Here is an 18,810-nt window from a genome sequence, read left to right on the forward strand (position 1 = left end):
CAAAAAAAATGCGCGAAGAATCCATCAAATCCGATACCGAAAATGGGCCTGGGCAATCAAAACGACTGCACATACCGGAGGCCGCTATTCCGCCTTATGTGGCCACGCAGATGGAGTCAACCCAGCTCGGCAGATTTTCAGCCAAAGGCGGCACGGGGTTCGCTGCCGAAGACGTCAACGCATTGGCTGATGAACGATTGGGCCGTGTCGTTGAAAAGACCGGGTCGGACAATTTGAAGAATGGAGCGGATCGCATAGCGGACGGCATCTCTATTCAGACGAAGTATTTTGATACTGCAAGCCGCACGGTTGGAGCGGCGTTCGACGATACAACTGGACTGTATCGCTACAACGGCATGCAGTTGGAGGTGCCGAAAGATCAGTATGAAGCGGCCGTCAAACTGATGGAAAAACGCATTGAAGACGGGAAAGTTCCGGGTGTTGCTGATCCGGCAGACGCGGGCAAGCTGATCAAAGAGGGCAGTGTCACCTATCAGCAGGCCAAAAACATTGCACGTGCCGGCAACATCGACAGCTTGAGCTACGACGTGCGAAATAGCGCCGTGGTTTGCGGCGCTGCCTTTGGGCTGGGTTTCGTCATGGACTACGGCACGGCAATCTGGAGCGGCGAGAGCCAGACAAACGCCTTGAAGGGCGCTGCGCTCCAAGGCCTCAAAACTTCAGGCGTCGCGTTCTTCACCAGCGTGGGCAGTGCGCAACTGTTGAGAACACAAACCTCCCGCGCGAGCACCATTTTGGTCAGAAGCGGCCTGAAGAGCGTCGCCAAGACGGGCTTGGGGAAAACTGCCATCGAAAAGGTTGCCCATGCTTCTCTAGGAAAGGCCGTGCATGGCGCCTCGGCGGTCAATCATGTGTCCAAGTTGCTCCGAAGCAACGCCATCACAGGAGTCGTCACAGTCACCGTGCTCACGCTGCCGGACATTTACAGAGCAACGATCACCGGCAGCGCATCCTGGGCACAGGTAGGGAAGAACCTCGTTGTCAATGCCACGGGAGTTGCGGCAGGCACAGCGGGCTGGCTCGGCGGGGCCGCCCTTGGTGCCGCTGCAGGCAGTGCAGTCCCCGTTGTGGGCACAGTCGTCGGTGGGGTCGTTGGGGGACTGGCCGGAGCTCTTGGTGCAGGCGCTGCGGGCGGCATGATCGCCGCAGCGGCGATGGACCGCCTTGTCGACGACGACGCAATTCAAATGCAGGCGCTTCTTGATAAAGAGCTCAGGGTCATCGCCGAGGAATATGTGATGAGCAAGGAGGAGTTCAAAACCTTTTTGAGCTTCATTGGCGCGTCCATTCCCGGTGGATTTCTGGAGGCCTTGTATGCCTCCAAGGGCCGATCGCAGTTCATTCGAGACCATTACGAAGCGTATGCGTTCGAGATCGTCAAGAACCGCAAAACCATCACCCCTCCGCAAGATCAGAAAGTTCTCGATTTCATCGAAAAATTGCTCGAAGACGCGGAGGCAGGCGAAATTTCTGAGGAACAGGATGAGGTCTACGATCCCAGCGCCTACGTTCCGAATTTCGTCCTCGACTCCCATCCCCATGGCGATGAAGCCATTGCGGCCAAAGAAGCAGTTTCGATGGTCTATCGCCATGCGTGATGAGCCAGATGCGCCCGCTAAAAGTGAGTTGTTCCTCAAAAGCTCGAATCAGTTTCGCCGAGCTTTGCGAAGGATGATCAACCAATCTGGCACCGCCCCCAATGGTGAGGTCAAGTCGGTTTCACGGCAGGCTTTGAGCGCAAGTGCTGGCATCGCCGCCTCCACCTTGAACAAATTGCTCGTCAGCGACGAAAAAGCTAAAGAGGAGCCTCCCAATCCTACGCTTGAGGTGATATGCAAATTGGCAGCCGCGTTGAATGTGTCTCCTGGCCTGCTGCTGCTGACCGAAGACGACTGGAAAAAGCTGGGCTCGTCCGTCGCCACCTACATGGCCCTGGAGAGAGCAGATAACTTCCGTGAGTTTGTATCCGACACCGTGCTAAGCAATGAATACAGCGGTGTCGCCTCGGATGTTGCTCGGGACGCCCAGCAGATTGCCCAGATGTGTGGGTTTGGGTCTCGTGCGACAGAAGCAGCCAGAACCAACATCGCAGCCACCAGCCAAGTCCTTTCTTTTCGCGGGCTCAATCCCGAACATCGCCCTTTGTTGATGGTGATTTGCGCCATTTTTGCTCTGTCTGCAACTCCGCCTCGCACTTCACCAGAATCCAACCCAAGCTGACAAATGTCCAAATACAGCCCTCTGCTCAACAATCCCGGTAGCTTGCACACACTGCTGTCCGTGGCGGACTCGGAAGATCTCGCTCTGCTGGCCGACTACATCTCTGACAACGGGTCGGGCCGGTTGTCGCTGAGCAACGATGCTTGTAAACGGTTGACCGCATGCAGTAACCACAAACTTTTCACGCCAGGCGACCGCTCGCTCGTAGCCAATGAAATTCTCCTGTTTGGTGGAAACTCCATCGCCAATGTCTATCGTGGATTCTTCAAGAAAAGTGCTGACAACGCGGGCGCGACGGCAACGATTGACTATGCCGAGTTGGTGAGCGATGTAGCGAAGAAGGTGGATGCTTCCTTCGGGGAGGGCGCGTCCGTGCCTGAAATCGAAGACGCCATACTGTTGCGAATTTTCAAGCAGGCGTTCGACAAGATGCCGGAAGCTGAGCGAAAAAAGGTACTAGAGGAGCTGGGCGTGACAAGCTTTGGAGCGCTTCGCGGTGTGGGCGCAGGCGCAGTGGTCAGCGCAGCGCTGTCCATGGCTAGCTTGAATGTCGCCTCCTCCGTCGCTTCCGCTGTTTCGGCCCAAGTCTTGGGCCGGGCAGCCATGACCTCTGCATCGTTGGTGGGCTCGCGAGGCCTGGCGGCGATCGCCGGGCCTGTTGGCATCGCTGTCGCCACACTCTGGACACTGGCCGATCTTTCGAGCCCGGCTTATCGCGTGACGCTGCCTTGCGTGGTGCAAGTGGCCTACATGCGCAAGAGGTATCTGGCAGAGCTTTACGCAAACAAGTGCCCTCACTGCTCTCACGACAACCATGCTGCCGCCAAGTTTTGCGGCGAGTGCGGCAAGGCTCTGGAAGCTTCCTGAGATCGCCACAGACAACGGCCTTTCGCCGGACGTCCGGGCGTATGCTGTGTGCGAGGTTATCTTCGCAACCCTTTTGCCTCGATCAGGTTCCCAATGTCACGGCGCGCGGTTGCTCAATATCGGACGTAGCCCGATGAGCCCGAGCAGCGGGCCAGGCAACAGCACCCACGACACGGCACCCGCTCGATGTCTCGCAAGGCATGCTCACCTGACAACGCCGCTTGTGAAGGCTTCTTCGGTCGGCTGAAGAACGAGCTGTTGTATCCTCGGCACTGGAAGAACGCCACCATTGAGCAATTCATCGAGGCGGTCGACTCCTACATCCGCTGCTACAACGAGAAGCGGATCAAGATCTCTCTTGGCTCTCTCAGCCCTACCGAATACCGGGTGAGCCTTGGACTTGCGGCATAAAACCGGTCCAAGTTTTTATCCGCCCCCCCCGACGGAGCATTTTTACATGCTCGCCGAACCGATCGCACGCAACGTGCGCTGGCCTCCGCCGCCAGACTTACGCTTTCAACGAACTCGTGTGAGAGCGCCCCAAAGAAAAAGGCCACGTGCGCGGCCTTCGTCAATCATAGGGGGCAGTTGCGTACTCAATGCGTTTCGTCCCAGTGGAATGGCTTCAACGCAGGCTGCGTGTGCACGGTTACCGCAGGGCCATGTCAGCTCAATGGCGCTCGGTCCCAGCGCGACGTAGAAGCACCACCTCTCCCGGTATTGAAAAACCAGCTCTCCGTCCTTTGACCTCCTCAAACTCGGCATCGGAGTGTTCTATACAGGCGTTGTAGTTCGGACCCGAGGTGTTCGTCAGGGCCTGCCATCCGACTAGGTAGCCGTCCAGGTCGTCACCGCTGAGATGGTGACGCATGTCGATTACCCAATCGCGTCCAATGAAGACGATTCGCACGACGCTCTGTCCCTCACAGATGTTGAGGCACTCGACGTGCCAAAGGGGAATGTAGATGGCGTCGTCCTCCGGACCCAAGAAGGCGAAAGACTCCTTGTATTCAAGGTTCTCCGACTTCAGGTTGATGTCCTGCAACGGGAGGGAGCATTTGCTCAAGAGTTCGGCCTTTTCGTAGTGGTCAGCACGTACGAAGAGCACATGATGTGAGGCCGGGCACGAATCGCTCGGACCTGGAAGCCAGACCTCAGCGCCATACAGAGTTCCCCAGTCGTTCTCTGGCAGACCGGCCTTCAGGTCGAAGATTCCTCTAAAGCGGTCCTCAGCTTCGGACATGGACAAGATTTGGTTCGTGATTGCGTACATGGGTAGTCAGTGGTGGGTCTTGCGACGCCAGGGTGGCGACAACTCATATAGCGACCGTCTGCCTAAATTTTTACCCGTTTCAGGCTTTCTTCTTCTCGAGACCCGAACGACCGGTCTAAAGCAACAGATCAGACACAAAATCCCGAGCATCCGACGTCAACGGCTGAGAGCGACAACGCGTGCCGTGAAGGGATAAACCAGGTTCATATATTTGTAGATCACGGGAAAGCCGTGAGAAGCAACACCAAAGGACCTCAGCGTGAACACATCCGACATTGCCCCTCTTCGCCCCATTCAAGGAGAACACGTTCCCTTTGACGCCCGCTGGGGTAATCCCCCCGAATTCCACGGCTCCGAGAAGTAGAGCTATGCGGCCATGGCCAGCCGCTGTTTCGGGGTGATGCCGCCCAAGGCCATGTTTGGGCGCTCATGGTTGTAGCGCCACATCCACTGCGTGGCGTACTCGCGAACCTCGTCGAGGTCGCTCCAATGGTACTGGGACAGCCACTCGTAGCGCACCGTTCTGTTGAAGCGCTCGACGTAGGCATTCTGTTGGGGCTTGCCCGGCTGGATGTGCTCGATATGAATGCCTCTGGCACTGGCCCAGTTCAGCAACGTGGCACTGATGTACTCCGGCCCGTTGTCACAGCGAATCACGTTGGGCCTGCCGCGCCAAGCCATGATCTGCGCCAGGGTGCGGATCACACGCTGCGAGGGCAGCGAGAAGTCCACCTCCATGCCCAGGGCCTCGCGATTGAAGTCGTCGATCACGTTGAGCAGCCGGATGCTGCGACCGTCCTCCAGTTGGTCGTGCATGAAGTCCATCGACCAGACCTCGTTGCTGTGCTTGGGCACCGTCAGAGGCTCGGGCTTCTCGCGCACCAGGCGCTTGCGCGGCTTGATGCGAAGGTTGAGCTCCAGCTCCCGGTAAACCCGATACACGCGCTTGTGGTTCCAGGGCAAGCCGCGCACGTTGCGCAGGTGCAGGAAGCACAGGCCAAAGCCCCAGTTGCGGTTGTTGTCGGTCAAGCGCAGCAGCCATTGGGCGATCTCGTCGTCCTCAAGGCCGCGACGGGCCTCGTAGCGGTAGCAGGCCTGGCTGATCTGGAATGCCTGACAAGCAGCCCTGATCGACAGCCCGCGCTGGCGCACAGCTTGTTGTGCCATCTCGCGTCGGCGAGATGGCTTCACCACTTTTTTGCGAGTGCCTCCGCCACGACCTCGGCTTTGAGCTTCTCCTCGACATACATCTTGCGCAGCCGCGCGTTCTCCGCCTCCAGCTCCTTCATGCGCGCCATCAGTGAGGCATCCATGCCGCCGAACTTGGCCCGCCACTTGTAGAACGTCGCCGAGCTGATCCCCAGCTCTCGGCAAAGCTCAGGCACCGTTAGCCCCGCCTCCGCCCGCTTGAGTGCGTCGATGATCTGGCTGTCGGTAAATCGCGATTTCTTCATGGTAGAGATTCTCCTGTCAGAGTCTCTACTTCTCAGCTCAATGGTTTTGCGGGGGGATTACCCTGGCACATTCGCCAATTTGATACAGCCGAAGGCACCCACTATGAGGTCAGGGACTCACGCGGCGAAGTTGTTGCAGGAAACATCAAGTGCCTCGAGCATGCACGGCTCTTCGCTCTCTCGCCGTCATTGCTCTCAGACTTCGACCGTCTCACGAACGAAGCGCAACGGGTCCTGCACTTCATGGTGGACGAGCAAGAAGGCAACCTGGACCTCCGAGAGGTAGCGGAGGACGTAAACGGCCAGTGGGAAAGCGTCTCTGACGGAGCGCCCAAGTTCGCGCAATGGCTACTGGACATTGAGGACCTGCGAGCGACCATTGGTCCTCAATCGCCGGTTGAGGGCGTGGCGAGGCAAGGCGTGCTCGACCTCGACCATGAGGATTGAAGAGGCTTACCGGAGGAATGAATAAATGCCAGTGTCTACAGAGCAGGAAGGAGCCTACTCAAATGACCTGGATCAGCCACATCTCAAAAAGCGCCGCAGATGGCCACCTGCACTGCCACACCCAGGGCCTTGACGGTCTTCAGTCCGTCCTGCCAATCCATCAAATCCCTGAACGACTAAAACTTGGTGGAACTAGCCTTGCAGCCACATTGGACTCAAAGGCTCATTCTCTCGACAACATCTCGCTTTACTTGAATCTGATGGGTTGGGAAGAGCTCCCACCTCAAGGTCAAGCACTCCACCGTTTCACCACTCCAAGCCAGGAGATTTGGGTACCCAGCCAGCTCCTCGTTCAGTCGCTTCACTGCAAAACACCTCCACTTTCCAACTGGCTCTTGAGCCCGAGACCACCCACTGAGTCCTGCCGACCTATCTACGGGTCTCCGACGAGCCAGGTCGATACCTTGCCAACTCTTCGGCGAACATCCATTTGGGCTAGCGGTACTGCGCAGCAACGTCTGGGTTGGTTGGTTCACAGCAGATCTGCGATGCGAAGCTGGGCAAGCACATACAGGCACGCGCTTGATGGCCGCCTAGACTGCGCCATGCCAGATGCCGTGCTTGAGTGCTGGGTTCGTGGCACTGCCTTCAAAGACATCTTCTGCGTCACGTCTTTAAAGGTGGCGAGTATTTCCTGCGAGGATATCTACACGCGCGACCATGAGCGCTCGCAAGTATTTCACTGGAGTCTAAAAGCTCAACGTCTAAGAGACTACGTCGATGCTGTCCAACAGAGGTCAAAGATTCATCTTTCCAGCGCAAGCGAAGTCTCAGACGCCGAGGTCGGTGAGATTCTTGACGTGCTGTACGCGGGCAACCTGCTGAAGTGCCGCGCCACACGTCTCAACGAAACTGCGGCTCTTAAACGGCAGCTGAACGCCCTAAAAATCAAACTGCAAACTTATTGTCGATGGTCTGAGTTGCCAGGAGAGAAGGCGGACATGCAGTACGCGCGCAGACGCGTCGCAAGCCTCACTAAGGCAGGTAAATGGGAGGCTGTTCGCGACATCCTCTTGAAGGAAACTCGCTCCTGAAGCGCTTCAAGGTGTGATACCGATGCTGACCCGACGGAAGCGCGCTCTTCAAATCGTCAGGATCTCTGGCCGGTTGACTTGCATGGAGCAGGTGTCCATGGATTTGAACGAAGAGAGCGAGCCACGCCACACTCGGTGTGTTTGTGCGCCCGCGCCGACCGCCCGACCAAGAAAGACTTGAGCACATCACCCATTCTCTTTGGCTCCGCCTCAGAGATCGCCTCGTGCTGTTCAGGCGTAAGCGGCTTGAGCGTGTCGAACCTTTATCCGGTTTCGTCCGGGTAGCGGTTCGAGGCAACAAGCTCTGCAGGTTGCATATCCATTTCACTCGTCATTTCGCCTCCACGATCTCGAGTAGGAGCTACATCATCGCACCAGCTAGACGCGTCAACGTCTACGAGCGCAAGACGAGGAGGACGCGCAAGCGCGAGTTCCTTGATGAGATGAACCTGGTGGTGCCGTGGGCCGAGCTGGTGTCGTTGATTGCCCCGCATGCACCTGGCACTGGCGCCAAAGGCGGTCGCCCGCCGTTTGCGGTCGAGACGATGCTGCGCATCCACTTTCTGCAGCAGTGGTTCAAACTGTCGGACCCTTCGATGGAAGAGGCGCTGTACGACACGCCGATGTTTCGGGAATTCACCGGGTTGGATATGGGCGAGGAGAACCTGCCTGACGAGAGCACCATTCTTCGGTTCCGTCACCTGCTGGAGAAGAACAACCTGAGCCTGCAGATGCTGGCCACGGTCAACGCCACCCTCACGGCCAAGGGCCTGTTGCTCAAGCAGGGCACAGTGGTTGATGCCACGCTGATAGCCGCGCCCAGTTCGACCAAGAACGCCAGCGGCGAGCGCGACCCTGAGATGCACCAGACGAAGAAGGGCAACCAGTGGCACTTCGGGATGAAGGCTCACATCGGTGTTGATGCCGATTCGGGCTTGGTGCACACAGTGGTGGGCACAGCGGCCAACGTCAACGACGTGACGCAGGCCAGTGCGCTGGTGCATGGAGAAGAAACAGATGTGTTCGCCGACGCGGGCTACCAGGGCGCTGCCAAGCGCGAAGAGACGCAAGGCATTGATGTGAACTGGCATGTGGCGCTGCGCCCGGGCAAACGCCGGGCCCTGGACACGAGCACACCGTTGGGCGCGGTCGTGGACAAGCTCGAACACGTGAAGGCCAGCATCCGGGCCAAGGTCGAGCACCCGTTCCGGGTCATCAAGCGCCAGTTCGGGCATGTGAAGGTGCGCTATCGAGGGCTTGCCAAGAACACGGCGCAGTTACACACGCTGTTTGCGCTCTCCAATCTGTGGATGGTGCGCCGAACGCTTTTGCAAGAGGTCCGGGGATGAGTGCGCCCAAAGGAGACAAGAGGCCGCCAACGGGACGAAAACCGGCCCTGAAATGACCCGCGTCGCGTTGCGGCTTCCGCCATCTGAAACATCGCGCATCAGGGCGCATTGCGGCGAGCGTTGTGCAGACCTTCCCTAGTGAGTGCACCAAGCATTCGCCTCCTCCGTGACCAATTTCTGGCATCTGTGGCCACGTCTCTGTTAGGCTCAATCGCTTAAAAACCATAACGTCAAGCCGGGGATGAATCTCAGTATACGGTAGTGACTAAATAACAATCGCTATTGAGGAAGGCAATATAAATGAAGAGCTTGGGAAAAGAAGACCACGCCACAACCACAATACAAAACAAAGTGAGGGGACTGGTTTCAGCCTACAGATCAAAAAAGTTCATTATAGACCGTAGAGACGACCCACTGCGAGACTTACGGATTGGTATCAGACATCAGTTCCTAGATGCAAGAGCGGTCTTGAGTCAAACGCAGTTCGAACCATTCATTCAATGGGTCGATACGCAATTGACAGCTCAGGCCACGGACTATTTTCGCACTTCAAGTTCCTACGATGATCTAGCAGGTGTGCATGATGCTCCTGTTGTGCCGCTTGAGCGCGAGTTGACGTGGCTCACGGCGCGCCTCAAAGCCCTCAAGGATAGAGTCAACACCTTCCTGCAATTGAAGGAGCTCGTCGAGCTATCCACGATGGCGCGTGGATATGAAGATGCCATCAGATGTATCTCTCAAATCGAAAAATTTCTTGGCTGCTCCATGTGGTCGGTGCAAATGCGCATCGCCCTCGAACACCAGGCCGGTGGGCTGGAGCGACAAAAAAAGTATGTAAGCGAAGTCCGTTCTGTTTTTCGCAGCGGGCTGCTAGGCTTCGTCGCTTACCACACGAGTGTGAGAAATGAAGACAAAACGACCTCAGGCAAGTTTATCGACGACATCTGCGGCCGTATAGAGAGAAACCCCAAGTACAGCGATGGAGTAAAGACTTACCTGAAATGCATCTTGGCGCAAGAGTGGCCGCAATCAGAGGACAAACTATCAGAAATTCTCAGAGTCGCGCAGAGTCATTCGTTTGCTGACATGTATGAATCGCTGATAGGCGTGTCTCAGGTACTGATTCGAAATGGGGTGTCGGGCGGCACTCGCACGACTTTGCTTCGTTGCCTGAGCGAACTGAGCCGACATGTCAGGGACGTGCGTATTGGAAAAGCTCTGTTCATTCTCACAGAGGGAGACCACGAAGGCACTCTTCACCAGCGCAATACAACGCTTTCCGATTCGCTTTTTCTCGCGAATACTGGCAGGCGTGTCCGCAAACCATTTGCGCCACCGCATTTTGCCGACCCTTGGTTCTGGATCTACTCAGGCTTTCAGAGGGCCATTATTGGAGCATCTCGAAATCGAGTACTCCGGCAACCTGCAGATCTTCCATTGTTGCTCGGACGCGTCTTAAATCAGCGAAATCAGGAAGAGGACTCCCTAGCCCACATCTCAAAACTAAATCTCAACTTTTCAGGTTTAAGGGTGATAACGGGCCTTTCAGAATTTTCACAGATTCTTCGAGTGCTAGATGTGGATCAAATCTTGAGCCCACATTTCGTTGGCCTTAACAGCCCAACTTTTGGGATCGAAGATGTGCCATTGGGCGCGCAGTCTTGGAGCGCATACCGGCAAAGGATAGACGCCATCGAGGATACCCCTACGAAACAGGCGTGGCAAATCTATCTAGATGGGACCGCTGGAGAGGAAGGGACGCCAGAAGAGAAGCCGGAGACTTCAGCGGTCACGCTGCTTCGTGCAATAAGGCTTTTCAACACTAAGGACTTTTCGAGAGCTTCTGACGTGCTGCAGCGACTCACGAACGATAAGAGAGCGATCGACGCCCACTCCCTAGTGACAACACTGCAATTGCGTGCCCTCAGCAATTATGGCGCAAGAAAGAAACTCATTGAGCTAGTCGCTTATGAAGGGACAAAGGGTCATCAATCCGCTTCTATTCTTCCAATAAACCAGCTATTTGAAAGATATCAATGGGAAGACTTTGCCTCATGCTCTGATTCTGTGAGTGCATCCATCGCCCTCCAATTGTGGCTCGCCGAACGAGATAACGAGGAAGTATTGAGCTGGCTTAGATTTGCCACAGCGAAATTCTTGAAAATATCAGATTGCAGGCTACCTTCGCGCTTGATAGATTCTGCAGAGCGACCACCTTCCTGCCAACTAATATACTTCCTGAAAAACGTTTGCACCACTTCCATTTTGGATGTGTCGCGCGTTTTGAAGGGGACGCGACAAGTGCTTGAAGAGCGACAAGCCATTTTCGCAGCGCTTAGAGAACTGGACCCACAGTCCAAGGAAGAGTACCAAGACGAGATTTCCTCTATTGGCAATGATTTGGCCTTGCAAGAGGGTCAATCTATCGTAGATCAGTCAAGAATTCACGTCGACGCCATCGCACTTAAGAAATGGGCGGTCCGAGAGTTGGCAGAAGACTTTGAACGCTACTTAGATTTACTGAAAGTCGACCTAAGACAGACCAAAGACTTTGACGAAATTGTCAAAGAACTGCTCGATGGCAATCTCCCACGCGACACGTTCACACCCGAAAACGAAGCCGATGCCCTTCTCTACTCGATGCTGCGAAGAATCGCGGAAGAGTTTCTATTAAATCCAACATTTGGCTTTGACTTCTACCTCAGCAAACGTGTGAGGCATCAGTCTTTCATCGGACTAATCAGAGGTCCACTGGAATTCTCAAATCTCATCACCACCCGCGAATCTGAGGGAAGCAAGTATCGAGACAATACTTACTGGATGGAGAAATTTGTAGAAATTGGGACATCCGGCGCAGACCAGATCAACGAGTTGCTGCTGCGATTTGGAGCGCGATTCGATGATATTCTATTTAATGCCAAAAACAACTTGTTTCACGTCAGATCAGCAGAGAAACCAATAGGGCTGCTTGGCGTTGAGCTAACGTCTCAACACATCATGGTTGTTCGAGCGCTGGTTCACCCAGATGAAGAGGTTGGCGATTTCGTTGATACAGCATTAGCCATGATATGGGCCTCGTTAGAACACAGCCTAATCGCCGTTCGCAAACTGATTGCGGATGATATTCAGATAAAGATTGCAGCATACTTTGATGAGTTGAAAGCTGGCGTGAGGAAAATCGCTGACACCGGTGAGAGCTTAGTCGAGTTTAACGCCCAGGTCGGACAGAGTTCAGCTGAGGTCCAGCGGGCTCTCGATGACGCGTCTCGTTGGTTCGCGCGTGCGAGTCACGAGGCACAAATGCGACTGTTTAGTTTAGAGCAAGTGGTAAAGGTTGGAGTTGACTCCGCCCTAAAAGCTCAGCGTGCTTTCAACCCGGAGATCGAAACTTCTGTTCATGGATCAATGTCACTGCGCGCCAGTGCACTTGTCTTCGTACATGATGTGTTCTTGGTTGCTTTGGATAATGTGCGCAGCTATTCCGGCCTAAAGCAACCAAAGGTCAAGATACTTGTTGAGATAGGACCTTCGGGCGATGAGCTGCGCATTGAGGTTCGCAGCCAGACCAAAGGAAACAACCGATCGGAAAACGAAAGAAGGATGGGAGACATTCGCCAAGCCATCGCAAGTCAAGCCATTGGGCAACGCACTAGGAAAGAGGGGTTGTCAGGATTTATTAAAATCGCTGCAGTGACAAGCCAATCGTCAAAGGGCCGAATCTCTTTCGGGTATGCGAGCGACGAGGAATTTGTTATGAGCGTAACTTACTCACTCGTGGTAATTGCTGAGGAAGGTGATGAAGATGTCTGATAACTTCACCATTCTTCTAGTCGAAGATGAAGCGCCCAAACGCGCTCACATTGAACGATTCGTCTTAGAGGTAGTGTCTACGGCTCGAGTATTCTTTGCGCGTTCAGTAAATGCTGCGATGGATGCTTTAGATGCCTCCTTACCGGACCTCATGCTTCTCGACATGTCTCTTCCAACTTTCGATATCGACAAGAATGAGGCTGGAGGCCGCCCCCAAGGCTTTGGAGGCAAGGAAGTCATGCGCTACATGAAGCTTTCGGGAATTTCCTGTCCTGTAATTGTTATTACGGGATATGAGGCGTTCCCAAGGGAGGCAGGCAAGCCCGTGGACCTGGATCAGATCCGAAAGGAACTTGCGGCAGAGTTCCCTTCTATGCTCGTCGGCCTTCTGCACTACAACTCGACTTACGAAGAGTGGAAGAATGAGCTTAGAGAGAGCTTGAGCAAGCGGGGAATCCAATGAAAATTCTTATTGCGGACGATCAAACAAGGCGATATGAAAGACTCATCGCCCAGCTTTTAAACGAGGGGTTCTCACGTTCAAACATTCATCTTGTGGCCAGTGCAAATGACGCTCGCGACAAGATGGAGAGCATTACATTTGACTTGCTTGTTTTAGATTTTATGCTACCGCTTTGGCCGGACCAAGAGCCGAACGTGCAGCATTCGATAGACCTGCTTTTTGAGCTGCAAAACGGTGATGCGCTAAAGCGACCACGAAAAATCCTAGGGATTACCGGAGACATATCGCTGATGCCCGATGCAAAAGCGAACTTCGAACGAATGACTTGGAACGTGCTTGAGTTCTCAGAGCGGGATGATGCATGGTCAAACTCCATACTTGCCAGTGCAAAGTATCTCGGAGTGACAGGTCAACGCACCGCTGTTGAGGGCGCTGATGTGGTCGTAGTATGCGCACTGCGAAGCCCCGAGCTAGATCAAATTCTGAAGCTCCCTTGGAAATGGGGTCCCTCTGAGCCGATTGATGACCATACCTTTGTTCATCGTGGGACTTTTTCTTCCGGAACGAGGACTTACTCTGTCGCGGCGGCATTTGCACCGAGGATGGGAATGGTTGCCACAGCGCTGCTGTCTGCGCGTCTGATTGCAGCACTGAGGCCTAAGCTGGTAGCGATGTGTGGGATCTGCGCTGGCGTACGCGACAAGACGAACTTTGGTGACGTGCTGATTGCTGACCCTGCGTGGGACTTTCAAAGTGGCAAGCAACAGCAGCAAGGCGATTCCGCTTCGTTAGCGTTTGCACCTCATCAGATTCCATGCACACCTCTGGTTCGATCTCATCTTGAGCAACTTCGAGATGACAACGCTGCACTTTATGAAATCCACACTCACTTTGAAGGCACCTCGCCAGGCAACGTCCCGCGGATCGTGGTTGGGCCCGTAGCATCCGGTTCAGCGGTGATAGCGAACGGAAACATCGTTGAGGAAATCAAAAAGCAGCACAGAAATCTTGTGGGTGTAGAGATGGAGGGATATGGGCTGTACGCTGCAGCACAAGACGCAGCAACCCCACAGCCTAGTTTCGTGTCTCTAAAGTCAGTCTGCGACTTTGGAGACGCCCACAAGGGCGACGACTACCAGCGGTATGCAGCTTATACGAGTGCACGAGTGTTTCAGCTCCTCATGGAGCGCTTCGGCACTCGACTACTTTCAAGTGAGCAGCCGCAAAGCAAGCGTGGCAGGTGACAGGTGTACTGCGCACGTATCAGTCAATGGCATGTAGGACAAGTCGATGTCCATCCTTATTCCCTCGTTCAATTCTCCGGGTTCCGACTTTGAAAAGCTCGTAAGTCAATGCCCCAATAAGATAGCTCGCGGCTCCACACGCGACGTGTTCGAGATCCCGGACCATCCCGACAAGGTGCTCAAGTCGGCGAATGTGCCTACCAACTACGCAAACTGGGCGGAGATGGTTGTCTACCACTCGGCGGACGAGAACCAGCGCTTCTTCGCCAAGGTTCACAGCATCAGTTGGTCCGGCAAGTTCTTGGTCATGGAACGTCTCTCGAGGGTCACCTTTGCCGAGGTCTCGCCCGTGCTTCACACCTTTCCAAGATTTATCAACGACCGCAAGCCTGTCAACTTTGGAAAGGACTCGGAAGGCAATATCAAGATGCTTGACTATGCGCTCGTGAATCTTGGCCCGCCGCCCGAGACTTTTGCTCCATCTATTCTTTCACCCTTGGGGGGCTAGCTTCTCACGCGTCCAACCAATCCTTTCTCGACGGCCGATGTTCACAGAAGTTGGTCAGCCGTTCTACTAGGGACGCTAGCTACACCACTCTTTTTATTGAGATCAACTTGAAAGATGTCGGGCTCGAATAGCTTTCTATTGAAGCGACACATCTGCGTCCGCGTACTCTCCGGGTACCGCGCAGTCACCTCAGTCTTTATTCGAAGGTGCTGATTCCACGAGCCAAGTGGCAATCACCAGCTGCTGTGACGTTGGACGGATCCCTACGCCATACGACGGTCCGACAGGGTTCAAGCTCTTCGAACACGTCGCGCTACTTGAGGAATTGCTCGAGCCTTGTCTTGGCCCGCTGCACGGTCGAGCGCTTGATGCGCCAGCTCGGGCTGCACGGTGTGATGCGAGGCAAGGTCGTGCGCACCACCATCAGCGATGCCAAGGCGCCGTGCCCACTGGACCGTGTGAACCTGCAGTTCCGGGCCGAGCGACCCAATCAGCTGTGGGTCAGCGACTTCACCTACGTCTCGACCTGGCAGGGCTGGCTCTTCGATTTCGTCGTCCTTGATGAGACAGGCTTCCAGCTCATTCCGAACCCGCGAGAAGACATGCTTGATTTGGCTGGGGAGCACTGGGTAGTCTGGAGACACTTGGAGAACAAACAGAGCTGAGGCAGCCTCTACGGACTAGCCCCGCCCAAGGTACGCCACCATCAAAAAGCTGAAGGCCGCAATTGCGGCCTTCAGCTTTACAGCGTCGAAAGACGCACGCCACCCACTTAAAGCGCTGCTCCTGCGAGAACTTGGGCTTCCGGCCCGCGTAGCCCGCTGGCAAGTCGAGCTTCTGCTGGTATTCGTTGTACCAGCCCTTCAATGAATTCTTTGTTGGATAACACAGCTGGCGGACGGTGGGTCTGACGCGTTTGCCCAGCTTGATGTAGAGCGCAACGGCTCGAAGCCGATCTTCGTAGGAATACATGAACTACCTCCTGATAGTCCAAGTTTTCGTCCGCACCCCCACTGGGTCAGTTTTCAGTGAAAGACGACGAGCGCACGCACAGCAGACGATCAAGCCATTGCCCCCCACTTCGCCCAGAATTCAGGAAACTCAAAGTAGGCGCAAGCTCAGTTGCTTGAAATCCATCGGGCACGGCAGTCTGGCTTAGGACATTTGCGGCTCCTTGTCCAGAAAGATCGTATGTCCAGCGAACGGGTCAACTACACTTCGTGGCAAACGAACACCCTTGGTAATTCGGCCCAGGGTCTCCGCTATCGCAGCAAGGTCCTCGAATGGCAACTGCAAGAAAAGACTACGGCGATAACGAGCACAGCATCCTGTATGGCGAGACAAACGGATGTTGTCCTCTTTGCTCAAAGCCGATCCTGTTTCGCAAGCCAAACTCAGGCAGGCTTAGCAAGGGCTATGAAGTGGCTCACATCTATCCGCTTAATCCGACCACTGCTCAAATCAAAGCTCTAGTCGACAGGCCCCCTCCTGCGAACATCAACGGCTTGCAAAACGTCATCGCCTTGTGCCCCAACTGTCATACAACATACGACACGGACTTCCAGCTTGACGAGATGGACAAGCTCAGAGGAATCAAAGACCGCTTTCTAGCTGATGCGCGGGCCAACGCTACGATCTCCGACTACACAATTCAGCAAGAGGTCTATGCCATCCTGGATAGCATCTCTTCCTTGACCAGCAGTGAGCTTGATATCCCCCCGGCTAACTTTGACGCCACGACAGTTGACAAAAAACTCCATACGGGCATGAGCCCTTTGCAAAGACTCGAGATCAAAACCTACGCAGTCACCTTCTATGTTCGCATTCGGGACCAGATCCGGATGCTGGAGCAGAACGACCAAGCCGCCATTCGCTTGCTGCAGAACCAGATCAACACCTACTACCTAGCGATGCAGCAGCAGAACCCTGACAACAAGGACGCCGTCTTCAACTTCGTAGCGCAGTGGATCAGCACTCGGACTAGACGGCCTTTGTTGGCAGCGAAGGTACTGACATCGTTCTTCGTCCAGAACTGCGAGGTCTTCGATGCTAGTTCCTAGTAAGTTCACTCGCCTTGAGGAGTCGACGTTGTTCAAAATGAGAAAGGTCTTGGCCGAAAGATCAGATGGTGAGACGGTGCACGACGTTTACCGACGCACGCAGGGCGTCTTCCGGGACGCGACTGAGTTTCTGCATGCGCTGGACGTGCTGTACGTGCTCGGTGTATTGACCATTGAAGAAGAGACGGGTTCGATTAGCTATGCTTAAGGAAATCCGCTGCGCTCGCTTCAGCCATTCTCCAATCATTTTCCACCCTGGCCTCAATGTCATCCTGGGTGACGATGATGCCAAGAACTCCATCGGCAAATCGACGGTCTTGATGGTTATAGACTTTGTGCTTGGCGGCTCGACTTTTACGGAAAAAGACGATGCGGGCGCAATCCGCGAGCTGGGTCCGCATCGCTATGACTACTCTTTCCAGTTCGGCTCTGAGCGCATGTACTTCTCGCGCGCCACCGACAGTCCTGACTTGGTTCAAGAATGCAATGAAGCCTATGAGGCGCAACGCGAACTTGGGCTCGACGACTACAACAGATTGTTGAAACGCATGTATGGACTGGACGGGTTGGACGGTACGTTCCGAAGTACCGTCGGCCCGTTTGCACGGATCTGGAAGAAAGGCGGGCTAAATCCAAGCCACCCATTTATCGCGGCGGACAAGGAAACAGTTGCAGTCGCTATCAGCCGCTTGGTTGATCTCTTCGGCCGCAGCTCAGACGTCGCACATGAGCGCAAGACTTTAGACGGCCTTAAAGGCCGCAAGAAGTTGATCAATGAGTCGATGGCTGCCAGCATAATTCCAAAGATCACCAAGAAGCAGTACGAAGAGAATGTGCGGTCCATCGAGACCAATCGAGCTCAAATTGAGCAACTCAAGGACGGCTTCGCTGGCGCCCTCAACGTCTATGAGTCCCTGTTTGATGAAAATCTGCAAACGAAGCAGCGGCGCAAGGTGGAGCTCGGAGGTCATCGCGTCGAGCTGCAAAACAAGATTCATCGCTTGGAGCGGGAGATATCAGGAATCACGCCGCGTCTCGCAGCCAACATAGCCCTCATAGCAGACTTCTTTCCGACCGTCGACGTACAGCGTCTGGAACAGGTGGAAGTTTTTCACCAGAAGATTGGGGGCATCGTCAAAAGGGAACTGAAGGACGAGCTGATCGGCACAGTCGAACAGGAACGCGTGGTCGCGGCGGAGGTTGCCCAACTTGAGACGGAAATCCAAGCCTCTTTAAGGTCGAAAGGGATGCCCGACGACGTCTTCAATCAAGTGTTCGAGCTAAAAGGTGCTGTCGACAAGGCAAGCAACGAAAACGCGCATTTTGAAAGCAAGGTCAACATCGACGTGACCATAAAAAGCGCCAATGAACGCCTTGAGAACATTTATTCAGGAATCTTCTTGACTATCGAGAGCCAAGTAAACAGCAAGCTTCGCTCCTTCAACAAGGTGGTCTACGGTGCCTTGCGAGTTCCTTCGGAACTGCGCATAAAAAGTGCTACTTCATATCTTTTTACTTCGCCAGATGACACTGGAACTGGTAAGTCCTACGCGGGCTTGGTTGGCTTTGATCTGGCAATGCTTTCATTGACCAAGCTTCCTTTGGTGCTCCACGACTCAGTTATCTACAAGAACATTGAGGTGCCGGCGACATCTCGGATTCTTCGCATCATGGCTGCGATGCGGTCGAAGCAGGTATTCCTGTCGTTCGACGAAGCAAAGAAGTTTGGACCTGACATTGAGCAACTCCTAAATCGTTTCACCGTGCTCAAACTGGCTCACGATGACCTCCTCTACGACAAAGATTGGCGTACCCGGAAGTAGCGACAAGCCACGACCTTCACATACGTGCTGAACGTCGTTGGCACACCTCTGAGGCAGTGCTAACCGCCTTTGCAGCTTCAGGGGCTGCGATCCTTCGCAACCGAATGCGACCCTGCAAGGGCTCCTTGAACCTTGGGGCGGACCTTTGCCCAATGCGACTACTCATGCGCCGAACGA

14 protein-coding genes and 3 pseudogenes are annotated in these 18,810 nt (G+C 54.6%); 14 read left to right on the forward strand and 3 right to left on the reverse strand.

The window, feature by feature from the left end; genetic code table 11:
• The first annotated feature begins 8 nt into the window (after nt 1–8).
• The 4 genes and pseudogenes from F9K07_RS21165 to F9K07_RS21180 form a co-directional block, all read left to right on the forward strand.
• The gene (locus F9K07_RS21165; RefSeq protein WP_159595299.1) at nt 9–1,619 is read left to right on the forward strand and encodes a hypothetical protein; all 1,611 of its coding nucleotides are present in this window, start codon (nt 9–11) and stop codon (nt 1,617–1,619) included.
• Nucleotides 1,561–2,241 carry a helix-turn-helix domain-containing protein gene (locus F9K07_RS21170; RefSeq protein WP_159595300.1) on the forward strand — a complete coding sequence of 227 codons (681 nt, stop codon included), beginning with the start codon at nt 1,561–1,563 and terminating at the stop codon, nt 2,239–2,241. Before F9K07_RS21165 ends, F9K07_RS21170 begins: the two co-directional genes overlap by 59 nt.
• Nucleotides 2,242–2,244: 3 nt before the next feature.
• Nucleotides 2,245–3,108 (forward strand): ubiquinol-cytochrome C chaperone family protein, encoded by an 864-nt coding sequence (locus tag F9K07_RS21175; RefSeq protein WP_159595301.1) that lies wholly within the window; start codon nt 2,245–2,247, stop codon nt 3,106–3,108.
• Nucleotides 3,109–3,288: 180 nt separating this feature from the next.
• Nucleotides 3,289–3,519: pseudogene (locus tag F9K07_RS21180) on the forward strand (IS3 family transposase); the annotation flags it as partial.
• A 259-nt stretch (nt 3,520–3,778) separates the two neighbouring features.
• Here F9K07_RS21180 and F9K07_RS21185 read toward each other — a convergent pair.
• Complete coding sequence (locus F9K07_RS21185; protein WP_159595302.1) at nt 3,779–4,351, reverse strand: hypothetical protein; 573 nt, start codon at nt 4,349–4,351, stop codon at nt 3,779–3,781.
• 396 nt (nt 4,352–4,747) lie between these two features.
• A protein-coding gene (locus F9K07_RS21190; RefSeq protein ID WP_159590482.1) for an IS3 family transposase occupies nt 4,748–5,835 on the reverse strand; the annotation gives its coding sequence in 2 pieces (ribosomal slippage) (nt 4,748–5,583 and nt 5,583–5,835; 1,089 coding nt in all).
• Between the two features lie 1,052 nt (nt 5,836–6,887).
• Between F9K07_RS21190 and F9K07_RS21195 the strand changes: the two genes are divergently transcribed.
• The 7 genes and pseudogenes from F9K07_RS21195 to F9K07_RS21225 form a co-directional block, all read left to right on the forward strand.
• On the forward strand, nt 6,888–7,376 hold the full coding sequence (locus tag F9K07_RS21195) for a hypothetical protein (RefSeq protein WP_159595303.1): 489 nt from the start codon (nt 6,888–6,890) through the stop codon (nt 7,374–7,376).
• Nucleotides 7,377–7,744: 368 nt separating this feature from the next.
• Nucleotides 7,745–8,725: an IS5 family transposase gene (locus F9K07_RS21200; RefSeq protein ID WP_159597035.1), complete on the forward strand. Its 981-nt coding sequence runs from the start codon at nt 7,745–7,747 to the stop codon at nt 8,723–8,725.
• A 300-nt stretch (nt 8,726–9,025) separates the two neighbouring features.
• Nucleotides 9,026–12,535 carry a hypothetical protein gene (locus F9K07_RS21205; protein WP_159595304.1) on the forward strand — a complete coding sequence of 1,170 codons (3,510 nt, stop codon included), beginning with the start codon at nt 9,026–9,028 and terminating at the stop codon, nt 12,533–12,535.
• A complete protein-coding gene (locus tag F9K07_RS21210; RefSeq protein ID WP_159595305.1) occupies nt 12,528–12,998 on the forward strand; it encodes a response regulator in 471 nt (156 codons plus the stop codon). Before F9K07_RS21205 ends, F9K07_RS21210 begins: the two co-directional genes overlap by 8 nt.
• The gene (locus tag F9K07_RS21215; RefSeq protein ID WP_159595306.1) at nt 12,995–14,242 is read left to right on the forward strand and encodes a phosphorylase family protein; all 1,248 of its coding nucleotides are present in this window, start codon (nt 12,995–12,997) and stop codon (nt 14,240–14,242) included. The genes F9K07_RS21210 and F9K07_RS21215 overlap by 4 nt, the downstream gene beginning before the upstream one ends.
• Before the next feature lie 46 nt (nt 14,243–14,288).
• Nucleotides 14,289–14,750 carry a hypothetical protein gene (locus F9K07_RS21220; RefSeq protein ID WP_159595307.1) on the forward strand — a complete coding sequence of 154 codons (462 nt, stop codon included), beginning with the start codon at nt 14,289–14,291 and terminating at the stop codon, nt 14,748–14,750.
• 341 nt (nt 14,751–15,091) lie between these two features.
• A pseudogene (locus tag F9K07_RS21225) lies at nt 15,092–15,313 on the forward strand (IS3 family transposase); the annotation flags it as partial.
• A 214-nt stretch (nt 15,314–15,527) separates the two neighbouring features.
• Here F9K07_RS21225 and F9K07_RS21230 read toward each other — a convergent pair.
• Nucleotides 15,528–15,722, reverse strand: a pseudogene (locus F9K07_RS21230) (IS3 family transposase); the annotation flags it as partial.
• 311 nt (nt 15,723–16,033) lie between these two features.
• On the opposite strand from F9K07_RS21230, the gene F9K07_RS21235 reads away from it, so the two are divergent.
• Genes F9K07_RS21235 through F9K07_RS21245 form a run of 3 tightly spaced genes read left to right on the forward strand, consistent with a single transcriptional unit; the run spans nt 16,034 to nt 18,633 of the window.
• Nucleotides 16,034–16,810 (forward strand): ABC-three component system protein, encoded by a 777-nt coding sequence (locus F9K07_RS21235; RefSeq protein ID WP_159595308.1) that lies wholly within the window; start codon nt 16,034–16,036, stop codon nt 16,808–16,810.
• Nucleotides 16,811–16,859: 49 nt separating this feature from the next.
• The gene (locus tag F9K07_RS21240; protein WP_201451461.1) at nt 16,860–17,018 is read left to right on the forward strand and encodes an ABC-three component system middle component 7; all 159 of its coding nucleotides are present in this window, start codon (nt 16,860–16,862) and stop codon (nt 17,016–17,018) included.
• Nucleotides 17,011–18,633 (forward strand): DUF2326 domain-containing protein, encoded by a 1,623-nt coding sequence (locus tag F9K07_RS21245; protein WP_159595310.1) that lies wholly within the window; start codon nt 17,011–17,013, stop codon nt 18,631–18,633. The genes F9K07_RS21240 and F9K07_RS21245 overlap by 8 nt, the downstream gene beginning before the upstream one ends.
• The last annotated feature ends 177 nt before the right edge of the window (nt 18,634–18,810 follow it).

Source organism: Hydrogenophaga sp. BPS33, from assembly GCF_009859475.1.
Classification (GTDB): Bacteria; Pseudomonadota; Gammaproteobacteria; order Burkholderiales; family Burkholderiaceae_C; genus Hydrogenophaga.

Excerpts from the sequence above, each read along its gene's own strand:
- F9K07_RS21165 (WP_159595299.1), top strand. The coding sequence starts at position 9 with ATGCGCGAAGAATCCATCAAATCCGATACCGAAAATGGGCCTGGGCAA.
- F9K07_RS21170 (WP_159595300.1), top strand. The coding sequence starts at position 1,561 with ATGGCGATGAAGCCATTGCGGCCAAAGAAGCAGTTTCGATGGTCTATC.
- F9K07_RS21175 (WP_159595301.1), top strand. The coding sequence starts at position 2,245 with ATGTCCAAATACAGCCCTCTGCTCAACAATCCCGGTAGCTTGCACACA.
- F9K07_RS21185 (WP_159595302.1), bottom strand. The coding sequence starts at position 4,351 with ATGTCCGAAGCTGAGGACCGCTTTAGAGGAATCTTCGACCTGAAGGCC.
- F9K07_RS21195 (WP_159595303.1), top strand. The coding sequence starts at position 6,888 with ATGCCAGATGCCGTGCTTGAGTGCTGGGTTCGTGGCACTGCCTTCAAA.
- F9K07_RS21205 (WP_159595304.1), top strand. The coding sequence starts at position 9,026 with ATGAAGAGCTTGGGAAAAGAAGACCACGCCACAACCACAATACAAAAC.
- F9K07_RS21210 (WP_159595305.1), top strand. The coding sequence starts at position 12,528 with ATGTCTGATAACTTCACCATTCTTCTAGTCGAAGATGAAGCGCCCAAA.
- F9K07_RS21215 (WP_159595306.1), top strand. The coding sequence starts at position 12,995 with ATGAAAATTCTTATTGCGGACGATCAAACAAGGCGATATGAAAGACTC.
- F9K07_RS21220 (WP_159595307.1), top strand. The coding sequence starts at position 14,289 with ATGTCCATCCTTATTCCCTCGTTCAATTCTCCGGGTTCCGACTTTGAA.
- F9K07_RS21235 (WP_159595308.1), top strand. The coding sequence starts at position 16,034 with ATGGCAACTGCAAGAAAAGACTACGGCGATAACGAGCACAGCATCCTG.
- F9K07_RS21245 (WP_159595310.1), top strand. The coding sequence starts at position 17,011 with ATGCTTAAGGAAATCCGCTGCGCTCGCTTCAGCCATTCTCCAATCATT.